This is a genomic window from Streptomyces sp. NPDC003284 (genome assembly GCF_053589675.1).
In genome coordinates, this window is record NZ_JBSFSI010000012.1 from 204,016 (window position 1) to 216,842 (window position 12,827).

Annotated in this window: 8 protein-coding genes; all 8 read right to left on the reverse strand. The window is 74.0% G+C overall.

From position 1 onward, the window contains the following. Window positions 1–93: 93 nt before the first annotated feature. The gene (locus ACWDYF_RS24715; protein ID WP_389473314.1) at window positions 94–1,131 is read right to left on the reverse strand and encodes an ABC transporter ATP-binding protein; all 1,038 of its coding nucleotides are present in this window, start codon (window positions 1,129–1,131) and stop codon (window positions 94–96) included. Then, a complete protein-coding gene (locus ACWDYF_RS24720) occupies window positions 1,128–2,147 on the reverse strand; it encodes an ABC transporter ATP-binding protein (RefSeq protein ID WP_389473316.1) in 1,020 nt (339 codons plus the stop codon). The genes ACWDYF_RS24715 and ACWDYF_RS24720 overlap by 4 nt, the downstream gene beginning before the upstream one ends. Continuing rightward, window positions 2,144–3,130 (reverse strand): ABC transporter permease, encoded by a 987-nt coding sequence (locus ACWDYF_RS24725; protein ID WP_381741326.1) that lies wholly within the window; start codon window positions 3,128–3,130, stop codon window positions 2,144–2,146. The genes ACWDYF_RS24720 and ACWDYF_RS24725 overlap by 4 nt, the downstream gene beginning before the upstream one ends. After that, window positions 3,127–4,215 (reverse strand): ABC transporter permease, encoded by a 1,089-nt coding sequence (locus ACWDYF_RS24730; RefSeq protein ID WP_389473319.1) that lies wholly within the window; start codon window positions 4,213–4,215, stop codon window positions 3,127–3,129. Before ACWDYF_RS24730 ends, ACWDYF_RS24725 begins: the two co-directional genes overlap by 4 nt. Before the next feature lie 198 nt (window positions 4,216–4,413). Then, window positions 4,414–6,360 (reverse strand): ABC transporter substrate-binding protein, encoded by a 1,947-nt coding sequence (locus ACWDYF_RS24735; RefSeq protein ID WP_389473321.1) that lies wholly within the window; start codon window positions 6,358–6,360, stop codon window positions 4,414–4,416. Window positions 6,361–6,760: 400 nt separating this feature from the next. Beyond that, on the reverse strand, window positions 6,761–10,132 hold the full coding sequence (locus ACWDYF_RS24740; RefSeq protein ID WP_389473323.1) for an SCO5717 family growth-regulating ATPase: 3,372 nt from the start codon (window positions 10,130–10,132) through the stop codon (window positions 6,761–6,763). Between the two features lie 300 nt (window positions 10,133–10,432). Then, a complete protein-coding gene (locus tag ACWDYF_RS24745; protein WP_389473325.1) occupies window positions 10,433–11,182 on the reverse strand; it encodes a hypothetical protein in 750 nt (249 codons plus the stop codon). 176 nt (window positions 11,183–11,358) lie between these two features. Next, window positions 11,359–12,699, reverse strand: coding sequence for a type VII secretion protein EccE (gene eccE, locus ACWDYF_RS24750; protein ID WP_389473327.1), 1,341 nt, complete (start codon window positions 12,697–12,699; stop codon window positions 11,359–11,361). Window positions 12,700–12,827: the final 128 nt, after the last annotated feature.

Below are 12,827 nucleotides of genomic sequence, written 5' to 3' on the forward strand. Positions count from 1 at the left end.
CACGCACGGGCGGCAGGCGCCCGCGCGCCGGGCCCCTCACCCCGGGAGCCCGCGCGCCGGGGCCCTCACCCCGGCGCCCGCGCGCCGGGGCCCTCACCCGGGAGGCACGGCTGCCCCGGTCCCGGCCTCCGCCGCCGTCTCCTCCTGCGGCCGGGTCCTGGCCCAGTGGCAGGCGACCTGGTTCGTGCCGCCGCCGTGCAGGATCTCCAGGTCCTGGCCGCGGCAGGCGTCGGCGACCCCCGCGCGTTCGGCCTCGCCGCCCGCCAGGATCTGGCAGCGGGCGTGGAACCGGCAGCCCGCGGGGATCCGCGAGGGGTCGGGCGGCTCGCCGGTGAGGACGACCGGGGCGCCCGGCGCCTCCGGCAGGACGGACAGCAGCGCCTGGGTGTACGGATGCCGGGGCGCCGTCAGCACCTGCTCCACCGCGCCCGTCTCCACGATCCGGCCGAGGTACATCACCGCGACCCGGTCGGCGATGTTCCAGGCCAGCCCCAGATCGTGCGTCACCACCAGCGCGGAGAGCCCGAGTTCGGTGCGCAGCCGCAGCAGCAGCGCGAGGATCTCGCCGCGCACGGACGCGTCGAGGGAGGCCACCGGTTCGTCGGCGACGAGCAGTTCCGGCTCCAGGACCAGCGCGCCCGCGATGACGACCCGCTGGCGCTGCCCGCCGGACAGCTCGTGCGGATAGCGCAGGAAGAAGCGCTCGGGAGGGCGCAGCCCGGCGCGGGCCAGGGCCCCGGCGACCGCGGCCCGCTCGTCGCCCGGGTGCCCGTGGATGCGCAGGCCCTCGGCGACGGCGTCGTACACCGTGTGCCGCGGGTTGAGCGAGCCGCTCGGGTCCTGGAGGACGAGCTGCGCCCGCTTGCGGTATGCCTTCAGGGCGCGCGAGGAGTACGCCAGCGGCGCCCCGTCGAAGGTGACCCGGCCCGCGGTCGGCGGGACCAGCCCGAGCAGGGAGCGGGCCAGCGTCGTCTTGCCGCAGCCGGACTCGCCGACCAGCGCCACGATCTCGCCCCGCCGGATGTCGAGGTCCACCCCGTCCACGGCCCGCGCGGTCGGCGCGCCGTGCCGTCCGGGGAAGGCGACACGCAGCCCCTCGACGCTCAGCAGCGGGGATGTGGTGGTCGTCATGCGGTGCTGCTCCTCAGTCCCTCGTCCTGCGCGGCCGCCGCGCTCCCCACCGTCCCGGTGTCCGCCTCCGGCCCCACGTGCACACACGCCGCCCGCCGTCCCGCGCCCGCCTCCCGCAGCGCCTGGTCCTCGGCCGCGCAGCGGTCCAGGGCGACCGTGCAGCGCGGGCGGAACGCGCACCCGGGCGGCACGGCCGTCGGGTCGGGCGGATCGCCGGGCAGCCCGCGCGGCGCGAACCGCGAGGCCGGGTCGCCGATCCTCGGGAACGCCCCCGACAGCGCCTTGCCGTAGGGGTGCCGGGCGTCCTCGTAGACCTGGCGGGCCGGGCCCTCCTCGACGACCCGGCCCGCGTACATCACGGCGAGCCGGTCGCAGGTGTCGGCCAGTACCGCGAGATCGTGACTGATCATGATCAGGCCCACGTCCTGCTCGCTGACCAGCTCCTCGATCAGGCGCAGGATCTGGGCCTGGATCATCACGTCCAGCGCGGTGGTGGGCTCGTCGGCGATGATCAGCCGCGGGTCGCAGGCGAGCGCCATCGCGATCATGACGCGCTGGCGCTGCCCGCCGGACAGCTCGTGCGGATAGGCGGACGCCCGCGCCGCCGGAAGCCCCACCTGTTCCAGCAGCTCACCGGCCCGCTTGCGGGCACCGGCCGCGGTCGCCCCGCGGTGCAGCAGGATCGGTTCGGCGATCTGGTCGCCGACGCGGTGCACGGCGTTCAGGGAGTGCATCGCGCCCTGGAAGACGATCGACGCCCCCGCCCAGCGCACCGCCCGTACCCGGCCCCACTTCATGGCGAGGACGTCCTCGCCGTCCAGCAGGATCCGCCCGCCGGTGCGGGCCCCGGCCGGCAGCAGCCGCAGCAGGGCCAGCGCCAGCGTGGACTTGCCGCAGCCCGACTCGCCCGCGATGCCGAGCTTCTCGCCCGCGCCCAGGGTCAGATCGACCCCGCGCACGGCGGCGGCTCCGCCCGGGTACGTCACTTCCAGGTCCTGTACGTCGAGCAGGGTCAACGGGACACCCCCAGCCTGGGGTTGAGTACGGCCTCCACCGCGCGCCCGCACAGCGTGAACGCCAGCGCCACGACCGCGATCGCGATGCCCGGCGGCACCAGGTACCACCAGTCGCCGGAGCTGACGGCCCCCGCCTCCCGGGCGTCCTGGAGCAGCCCGCCCCAGGAGATGACCGTGGGGTCCCCGAGGCCGAGGAAGGCCAGGGTCGCCTCGGCGAGGATCGCGGAGGAGATGATCAGGGTGGTCTGCGCGAGCACCAGCGGCATGACGTTCGGCAGCACGTGCCGGGACATGATGTGCCAGTGGCCGCCGCCGAGCGCCTTCGCGCGTTCGATGTACGGCCGCGACTCCACCGCCAGTGTCTGCGCCCGCACGAGGCGGGCGGTGGTCGGCCAGGTGGTCACGCCGATCGCGAGCACGATCGTGCCGAGCGAGCGGGACAGCACCGTGGCGAGCGCGATGGCGAGGACCAGCGTCGGCATCACCAGGAACCAGTCGGTGACCCGCATCGCCACCGTGGCGTACCAGCCGCGGAAGTGCCCGGCGGTGACCCCGATGAGCGCCCCGATCGCCACGGAGAGCACGGCGGCCAGCAGTCCGACGAGCAGCGAGACCCGCGATCCCCAGATCACCAGGCCCAGCAGGTTCCGTCCGAACTGGTCGGTGCCCAGCGGGAAGTGGCCGCTGGGGCTCTCCAGCGGCCGGCCCGGCGCGTCGGTCACGCTCTCCACGTCCGAGCCGACGGTCAGCGGCGCGGTCAGCGCGACCAGCGCGAACAGCACCAGCGCGGCGAGCCCGACCACGCCCGCGCGATGCCTGCGGTACTCCTTCCAGAAGCGCGCTGCGGAGGCCCGGCGGCGCCGCCACGCCAGCGCGCGCGGCCCCGGCGCGGCCGGCTTCCCGCCGGTCGCGGCGTCCGGGGGAGTGCGGTCGTCCCCGGAAGCCTCCGGGGAGTCGGCGGCTTCGGTGGTCTCGGCGGTCATCGGCCCACCCTCGGATCGAGCAGCGGATACAGCAGGTCGGCGAGGGTGTTCATGACGATCACCGCCGCGGCGAAGACGAAGAACAGCCCCTGCACCAGCGGCAGGTCGGGCACGCTCAGCGCCTGGTAGAACAGCCCGCCGAGCCCCGGCCAGGAGAAGACCGTCTCGACCAGGATGACACCGGCCACGGTCCGCCCCAGATTGACGAAGATCAGCGTCACGGTCGGCAGCAGCGCGTTCGGCACGGCGTGGCGGCGGCGTACGAGGTCGTCCCGCAGGCCCTTGGCCCGCGCCGTCGTCAGATAGTCGCCGCCCATCTCGTCCAGCAGCGCCGACCGGGTGACCAGGAGCGTCTGTCCGTACTCGACGGCGACCAGCGTCACCACCGGCAGGACGAGGTGGTGGGCGACGTCGACGGCGTAGGCGAAGCCCTCCTTGCCGCCCGACTCCATGCCGCCGGTCGGGAACAGTCCCGGCACCGGGCCCACGCCGACCGACAGGACGATGATGAGCAGCAGGCCCAGCCAGAAGGACGGGATGGAGTAGAGGGTCAGCGCGAGCCCGGTGTTGAGCCGGTCGCCCAGCTTGCCGTGCCGCCACGCCGAGCGGGTGCCGAGGAAGACGCCCAGCGCGGTGTAGAGCACGAACGCCGTGCCGGTGAGCAGCAGGGTGTTCGGCAGCGCCTCGGTGATCTTGTCCACGACGGGCGCCCGGAACTGGTACGACGTCCCGAGGTCCCCGGTCAGCGCCTTGCCGCAGTAGTGCGTGAACTGCTGCCACAGCGGCAGGTCGAGCCCGAACTCGCGCCGGTAGACGGCGATCTGCTCGGCCGAGACCGGGCGGCCCCCGGTCATGAACTTCACCGGGTCGCCCGGGATCAGCCGGAAGAGGAAGAAACTGGTGACGAGGACGGCGAGCAGGGACACGGCGGCCCCGGCCAGCTTGCCCGCCACATACCGCGGATAGCCGCCGCCGGTGAGCCTCCGCACCGGCCCGGACGTCCGCCCCCCGTCCGCCGGCGCGGGCCCCGCCCGGCCGGGGACGGCGGCGCCCCCGGCCGGTGAGGATGTCGCTTCAGTGGTCATGAGCACCTGCACCTGTACACGTGGTCGCGGTCGTCGTCCTGTTCACGGCCGCACGGTCTGCTTCCGGCCGCACGCTCTGCTCCCGGTCCGCTCGCGCTGTTCCCGGTCGGCACAACGGTCTGTTCGTGGTGGGTCCGCGGTCGGCACAACGGTCTGTTCGCGGTGGGTCCGCGGTCGGCACAACGGTCGGTTCCCGGTCTATTCGCGGTCCTCCGCCGTCGCCCGGCGGCGCACCGCGAAGAGCACCGCCAGACCGGCGATGACGACGACACCCACGACGATGCCGATCACGACCCCGGTCGACGACGAGCCGTCCGAGGAGCCGTCGGAGTCCGCCGGGATGGCCGACCACCAGCTCCAGTAGCCGTCCTGCCCGTAGATGTTGCCCGCCGCCGACGGCATGGTGGTGATCGACTTGATCTGGTCCGTGCGGTAGGCCTCGACGGCGTTCGGATAGGCCATGACGTTCATGTATCCCAGGTCGTACAGCCGCGACTCCATCTGCCGGACCAGGTCCGCCCGTTTGGCGGGGTCGTACTCGGCGAGCTGGCGCGCGTACAGCTCGTCGTAGGTCTTGTCGCAGATGAAGTCGTCGGTGGCGCCGGTGTCCTTCGGGGTCTGCGGGCGGGCCGCGCAGGTGTGGATGGACATCACGAAGTCCGGGTCGGGGTTGACGGACCAGCCGTCGAAGGCGAGGTCGAACTTCCCGGCCAGCCACGGGTCGGTCACGTTGTCCAGGCAGTTCAGGGTGACCCCGATGCCGAGCTTGCCCCACCACTCCTGGAGGTACTTGCCGACCGCCTTGTCGTTGGGGTCGGTGGCGTGGCACAGCACGCGGTAGTTCAGCGGCCTGCCGTCCTTGCCGACGCGCTTGCCGTCCGCGTTCTTCTTGTAGCCCGCCTGGTCGAGGAGCTGTCCGGCCTTCGCCGGGTCGTACGCCAGTTCCTGCGCGGCGGTCGGCTTGTAGAAGTACTGCGAGAAGCGCGGCGGGATGTACCCCTGGCCCTCGACCGCGTGGCCCTGGAAGACCTTGTCGACGATGGCCTTGCGGTCCACCGCCATGAACAGCGCGTGCCGCACCCGCTCGTCCAGCAGGGACGGATCGCCGTCACCGATCTTCGTGCCGTCCTTCGCCTGCGCGCCCGGGTTGGTGGCGAGGGCGTAGAAGCGGCGGCCGGGGGCGTCGTTGACGTGGATGTCCTTGTCACCCTTGAGCGAGGCGGCCTGAGCGGGCGTCAGCGAGGGCGAACCGGCGACGAACGACACCTCGCCCTTGCGCAGCGCGGCGACGGCGGCGTCCTGGTCCTTGTAGTACCGGAACACCAGCTCGTCGAACTTGGGTGCGCTGCGCCAGAAGTCCTTGTTGGCCTTCAGCCGCACATAGCTGTCCGGCTTGTAGTCCGTGAGCACGAACGGCCCGTTGCCGACGATCGGGAAGGTCTTGTCGTTGTTGAACTTCGAGAGGTCGCCGACCTTCTCCCAGACGTGCTTGGGCACGATCGGCACATCGAGCGCGGTCATCGTGGCCTGCGGCTTCTTCAGCCGGATCACCAGCTGGGTGGGGCTGGGCGCGGTGACCTTCGCGAAGTTGGTGACGAAGCTGCCGTTGGCGGTGGCGGCGCCGTCGTCGGTCATCATCTTGTTGAACGTCCACGCCGCGTCCTCGGCGGTGGCCTGCTGCCCGTCCGACCACTTGGAGTCGGTACGGATCGTGTACGTCCAGGTCAGCTTGTCCGGCGAGGACTGCCACTTGGTGGCGAGGCCGGGGATGACGTGGTTGTCCTTCGGGTCATAGTTCGTCAGGTACTCGTACATCAGCCGGTGGATGCTCGTACTGAGCAGCCGGACGGCGAGGAACGGGCTGAGCGAGTCGACGCTCTGCGCCACGGCGACGGTGAGGACCTTGCCGCCTTGCTTGTCGTCCGAGCCCCCCGCGGCCCGCGCCGCGTCCCCGGTCTGCGCGGATGCCGCGGTACCAGTCTGCGCGGATGCCGCGGTACCGCTCTGCTGTGCGGCCGAGACGGCGGCGGGCGCGGCGAGCCCGGACGCGAGGAGGAGCGCGGCGGCGCCCGCGGTGGCCAGCAGCCGTGTTCTCGTCGGGCGGGCGCCGTGACGTCCGCTGCCGTGCTGATCGTGTGTGCTCATGGCTCGGTGACCTCGCGTCGTCGCACGCGCGGGACGCGGCGCGCGCCCCGCGCGAGGCGGGCTTGAACAGATGTGAACAGGCTGGAACGAGCTGTGCGGGCGCTGGAGCGCGCTTGATCGGGCTTGATCGAGAGTGATCGGATGAGGCCGGCGGAATGAAAAGTGTGTCTATCAGCGGCAGTCTGCGCGCGTCAACGGTATGTCAAACCCCATGTGGCCTGCGGAAACAACAAGTCGACCGCACGTTCACCCACATTGGTGGAGACCATTGACGCCTTGCTGGTGACAGGGTGGCGGCCGATTCCCGCCGGTTCTGCCTGCGAACGTGCGAAGACCCGCTCCGCCGGTGGGCGGAGCGGGTCTTCAGGAGGTTCGGGCGGTCACACCGCTACGGGTCCGCCTACTGCTGCGGCGCGGGGGGCGGCGGATTCTGGCCACCTCCGGGGTGCCCCGGCTGGGGATCTCCGGGCTGGGGCTGTTGGGGCTGCTGGGGTTGTTGGGGCGGGTAGGGGTGCCCGGGGTGCGGGGGCGGCTGCGGTGCGGAGAAGGGGCCGGGCTGAGCGGGCTGGCCGTACTGCTGTCCGGGGTGCTGGGGCGGCTGCTGCTGCGGCTGCGGCTGTGGGGGGTACGGGGCCGGGGGGGTGCCCGGGTGTCCGGGCTGTGCGGGGTAGGGCTGGCCCGGTTGACCGGCGTACGGCTGGCCCGGGAAGGGCGGCTGGCCGTACGCGGGCTGACCAGGTGCCTGCTGTCCGGGCATGGGCTGTCCGGGCATCGGCTGTCCGGGGTACGGCTGGTTCGGCATGGGCTGGCCCGGCATCGGCGGGGCCGCCACGGGGGGCGGGTTGCCGTCCGAGGTCCAGAGCCCGTGCGCCTGCTGGTGCCGGACGAAGTCCTCGGCGACCATGGCCGCGAGGTTGAAGTACGCCTCCCGCACCTTCGGCCGCATCATGTCGAGGTCGACCTCGGCACCGGCCGCCAGATGCTCGTCGAACGGCACCACGACGACCCCGCGGCAGCGCGTCTCGAAGTGGGAGACGATGTCCTCCACCTTGATCATCTTCCCGGTCTCGCGGACACCCGAGATCACGGTGAGCGAGCGCGCCACCAGATCCGCGTACCCGTGCGCCGACAGCCAGTCCAGCGTCGTACTGGCGCTGCTGGCGCCGTCGACGGACGGGGTGGAGATGATGATGAGCTGGTCGGCGAGGTCCAGCACCCCGCGCATGGCGCTGTAGAGCAGACCCGTGCCGGAGTCCGTCAGGATGACCGGATACTGGTTGCCCAGCACGTCGATCGCGCGCCGGTAGTCCTCGTCGTTGAACGTCGTGGACACCGCCGGGTCGACGTCGTTGGCGATGATCTCCAGACCGGAGGGTGCCTGCGAGGTGAACCGCCGGATGTCCATGTACGAGTTGAGGTACGGGATCGCCTGGACCAGGTCGCGGATGGTGGCCCCGGTCTCCCGCCGCACCCGGCGGCCGAGGGTGCCCGCGTCCGGGTTGGCGTCGATGGCGAGGATCTTGTCCTGGCGTTCCGTCGCGAGCGTGGAGCCCAGGGCGGTGGTGGTCGTCGTCTTGCCGACGCCGCCCTTGAGGCTGATGACCGCGATCCGGTAGCAGGAGAGCACCGGCGTACGGATCAGCTCCAGCTTCCGCTGCCGCTCGGCCTCCTCCTTCTTCGCGCCGAGCCGGAACCTGCCGCCGGCCGCCGTCGGCCGTCCGCTGCGCGCCTTCTGCCGCTTGTTGTTGAGCAGCCGGTCGGACGACAGCTCCACGGCCGCCGTGTAACCGAGCGGCGCGACACCGGGGTTGGTGGGCTGCCGCTGGTCGTGCTGTATGGGCTGCGGCCAGGCGGCGCCGGTGCGCGGGTCGACCGGGGGCTGCGGCTGCTGGAGCGCGAATCCGTCCGCCTGGGCACCACCCGGCTGCTGCGCACTGTCGGGCTGGGGCTGGGCCGGTGCCTGAGGCTGGCTCGGCTGGGGCTGGGGCTGTGCGGGCTGCTGGGGGAAGCCGTAGCCGCCGGGCTGGGCCGGTGCGGCGGGCGGCAGGGGGGCGCCCGGCTGGGCGGGCGGGAAGCCGTAGCCGTTCGGCTGGGGGTGGGCCTGGGCCTGGGGCTGGGACGGCGGTACGGGGCCGCCGGGAGCGCCCGCGGCCTCGGCGGCGGGGGAGTGCGGGAAGCCGTAGCCGGCCGGGGCGGGGGGCGCGGGCGGCGGCGGAGCCTGGCCGGGGACCTGCGGCTGCGGGACGTTCGGCGGGAAGCCGTATCCCTGCTGCGGCGCGGCGGTCGGCGCGGACTGTCCGGGCTGCTGCGGCTGCGCCGGGAACGGCGGTTGGGGCTGGGGTTGGGGCTGCGGCTGGGGCTGGGGCTGCGCGGGCCACTGGGCCGCCGGTGCGGGGGCGGCCGGCTGGTACGACGGCGGCAGCGGCGGTACGGGTCCCTGCGGCACGGGCGGAGGCGGCCAGGCTCCCGGCGCACTCGGCGCACCCGGAGCACCCGGAGCGGTGGGCCCGGCGGGCGGCGCCGCGGGCGGCATCGCGTCCTGGGGCGCCGGTGCGGGTGCGGCGGGGGGCGCCGCGGCGGGTGCGGCATCGGCGTCGGGCCGGTCGTCGGGCGCGGGGGAGGCGGAGCCCTCCGGGATGCGCGGTGCGTCGGGTGCGTTGGGCACGTCGGGTGTGCCGGGCGCGTCGGGTGTGTCGGCGCGCGGGTCGCTCGCTTCGCTGTCCTCCGCCTGGTCGGCGGCATCGGCGGCATCGGTGTCATCTGCGTCGTCGGTGCCGACGTTGTCGGACAGGCCCGTCTCGCCGACGGCGTCGGGTTCCGCCGACGCGGCGTCCTCCGGGTCGGCCGTCCCGGAGGCCCCGCCAGGGACGTCTTCCGGAGTTCCGGGGGAGGCGTCAGCGGAGACAGGCGCGGGCTCGCCCTCAGGAGCGTGACCGTCCTCGGCCGCACCCTCGTTCGGCGAGGCGTCCTGCTCCTCGATGTCCGGCTTCACGGAGATGGCGGAGAACCGCATGGTGGCACCGCTTTCGAGGTCACCACCGCCGGAACCCGCCCCCGCTTCCCGCGGTTCCTGCTGCGCGGGCTCATGGCGCGGCGCGAACCCGCCGTCCGCCGGCAGCCCGGGTACGACCACCGGCTCGCCCACCGGCGGCGGAGCCGTGAACGGAGCCGGGAAAGGCGCATCGGCTGCGTACGGAGACGGCGAGGGCGACGGCGACAAAGGCGGAGGCGGAGCCGGAGAAGCGGACGGAGACGGAGGCGGGGGCGGCGGAGGAGGAGCGAACGGCGCACCGGGCTGGGGCCCGGCCGGAGCGAAGGGCGCACCGGACGCGGCAGGAGCACCGGGTGTACCGGGAACACCGAATGCGCCGGGCGCACCCCCAACCGGCGTACCCGCACCGGGCGCGGGTGGCGGCGGAGGAGGCGGGAACGACACACCACCAGAACTCCCGGCCGCCCCGGGGGCCCCGGCCGCCCCACCGGTCTCGCGAGGATCACCGGCCGCTCCGCCGAAGGCCCCGGTCCCGGGGCCCGCGGAGCCGCCCGCGCCGCCACCGGCACCTCCCTCGGAGGCCCCCTGCGGCTGCTGCGCCTCCTGCGGCGGTGGAGCCTGCTGTTCCCCCGGGGTCCCGTACGCGTTCTGCGTGTACCAGGCGGGCGGTGCGTAGTCGATGGTGAACTCGCCGGTCGTCTCGATGGCCGACTCCGCGTCGGGCTGGTCATCGCCGGGTGTGGCCCAGCCCCCGCGGATCCCGTCCCGATCGCTGCTCACAGTTCCTCCTGGTGTGGTCGGGCACGCTCATGCTGCCGGGGCGACCATGTCGTGTGGTTCCGAGTCGTCCGTAGTGGTTCGAGGCAGTCCGATCGCGCCGGCTCCCCCTGGGCCGTCGACGCCTGCTCCACGGGTTGTGGCATCGCGTCCGGTACCAGCCTAATCACCGTGAGCCGGGTCCCGTCAGGCCCGGCCGCCCCCGGGCACGCGCGCACCAGGTCACACCACGCTCGCGGGAGACCGGAGTCGGCCCCGACCGCACGGTGCACCCGCTGAACAAAACGGCCACAGAAGGACAGTTCAGTCCATCCTGCGAGGCGTACCCAACAATCCGGTCTCGGCGTCGGTGGGCTGGGTCATCACGTACTGCCGGTCGCGGTCGCCGCACCAGAGGGTGACGCCGTCGGGCAGGGCGGGCAGCGACTCCCGCTCCGCCCGGGACAGCCCCATGACGCGCCCCAGCTCCGCCGCCTCGTCCGGCGAGACCCGCTGGACCCCCGCGAGCCGTGCCTGCCGCAGCAGCCGCGGGGCCACCGGACTGAGATAGGGCAGCAGCGTCAGCACCGACTGCCAGGGACCCGAGCCCACCCGCCCGCGCGGCGGCCGCATCCCGCAGTCCCGGACCACGAGCACCGGAGTGCCCGCCGACGTGCCCTGGGGCGGGACCCGCCCCACCTCGTACACGGACAGCCCGTTCTGCCCGCCGCCCATGGCGTGCACCATCTGCATCCAGGACTGCGGCCGGCCGGTCTCCACGGCGACCCGCGCCCCGGTGGCCGCGGTGCGCAGCGCGAGCACCTGCGCCGTCCACAGGCCGCCGATGAGCACGACGTCGTAGGGCGTGGGCCGGTTGATGCCGAGCACCGCCGGGTGCCCCTCGGTGTCCACACCGGCGACCACGCCGTCGTCCCCGATGGGCAGGGCGAGAGCGTCGAGCTGCCCGGCGGACAGGACATGCCGCCCGTGCCGGGGCCCGATCAGGCCGAGGCCGTGCCGCAGCCGCTCACCGGCCCGGCGGACGGCGGACGGCACGGCGCCGTCCGCGACCACCCCGGTGTCAGGACCCGGCGCAGCCGTGGTGCCGCGCGGAGCCGCCGGGCCGGGCAGAGCGGACGCGCCGTGCGGAGCAGCTGTGCTGTGCGGAACCGTCGCGCCGTGTGGAACCGTCGCGCCGGGCGGGACAGCCGGGCCTGGCGGGACGGTCATGGGTGCCGAAGGGGGGAACGTCACCGCGCACCTCCCAGCGGCAGCGTGGCCAGCATGCCCGGCAACTGCTCCCGGTCCAGTCTGCTCAGACCCGCGCCCGCCTGCCGCGCGGCGGTCTCCAACGCCTGTCGGGCCGCCACCAGTTCGTCGTCGCTGCGTCCGGTCACCCGCAGATGCCCACACAGCGCCACGTCGCCCCGCTCGCCGGGCGCGAGGGCCAGGCTGAAGGTGGTGGCGAGGGCGGGTATCGCGGTGATCCCGGCGAGCAACTGCGGCAGCGACGCGCCGCCGTCACCACCGAGCGGCGGCCAGCGCCGGATCCAGTACGTCGTATGTCTGCGGTTGTCGCACCGCCAGCTGCGGGCGGATTCCTGCGTCCGCCGCTCACGTGTCCCGGTCCGGCCCGCCTCGGCCGTCACCAGCGGATTGGCGCAGGCCGAGGTGGCGAGCGCGGCGATCAGCTCCTCCTCGTCGAGGACGGTCGCCCGGAAACCCGCCCCGGTCAGCCGGCTCGCCAGGTGGTCCGCGGCGCGCACGACGCACTTGCGCGCTCCGGCCAGCCCCCCGCCGCGCGCGGCGACGGCCTCGGGGCACAGCTCCGGGTCCAGCTTCAGCGCGATCCAGGTGATGCGCACCGCGGGGGCTCCCGTCAGCGCCTGGAGCGGCTGGTAGTTGGCCACCGCCACGGACTGCTGCGGCAGATGGAGCGCGGGCGCGGGCTGGGTGTGCTGCACGATCTGCGCCGACTCCAGCCGGATGCCGTCCACTTCGAGGGCGTCGCGCACCAGCGCCAGCGGCAGCGGCCGCCGGGTCCGCTCGGCGCGCAGCGCCGTCGCGTCGGCCTCCACCTGGAGCAGCGCCGTCACGAACGTGCCGTCCCCGACGATGCCGACCAGGCGCCGGTCCCGCGCCCCGTGCGCGTACGTCCGCAGGTTCGGCTCGCACTCCACGGCCGGGACCAGCGCCGGTTCCGTGCCCGCGGGGACCGGTGTGCCCGCGGCGCGCCGCTGCCGTACCTTCAACGCGCGTGCGGTGGCGGCCCATTCGGGCAGCGAGCGGCCTCTTCGGCGTGCCACGGCCGACACCACCAGCAGCGCCGCGACCACCACGGCGGCGGCCAGCGCCATCGGTCCGACCGCCCAGCCGACCACCAGGGCCGCCGCGGCCAGCTCCAGCAGCACCAGCCGTCGCAGCCGGAACGCGCCGCCCGGCCCCTGCCGGACGCGCGGCTGCGCCGCGCCCGCGTCCCGCGCCGCGGGAGGCGCCCCGGGCCCGGCACCGGCGGCCCCGGCACCGGTCGTCCCGGCGCCGTCGGCCCCTGCTCGGCCCAGCGGTCGCGACCGCGTACCGGATGCCCTCACCGCTTCTCCCCGTCGTGCTCACAACTCGCCGCTCGCGACGGTGCACTTGGGCCGTCGCGAGGCCCCGGTACCCTACCCGCTCCTCCAGTTCGCTCAGACACCATGCATAGTAGGGGGCCGGTCTGACA

What these genes read in the sequence shown, in the direction of transcription:
- ACWDYF_RS24715 (WP_389473314.1), bottom strand. Translation starts at nt 1,131, where the DNA reads ATGACGACCACCACATCCCCGCTGCTGAGCGTCGAGGGGCTGCGTGTC.
- ACWDYF_RS24725 (WP_381741326.1), bottom strand. Translation starts at nt 3,130, where the DNA reads ATGACCGCCGAGACCACCGAAGCCGCCGACTCCCCGGAGGCTTCCGGG.
- ACWDYF_RS24730 (WP_389473319.1), bottom strand. Translation starts at nt 4,215, where the DNA reads ATGACCACTGAAGCGACATCCTCACCGGCCGGGGGCGCCGCCGTCCCC.
- ACWDYF_RS24735 (WP_389473321.1), bottom strand. Translation starts at nt 6,360, where the DNA reads ATGAGCACACACGATCAGCACGGCAGCGGACGTCACGGCGCCCGCCCG.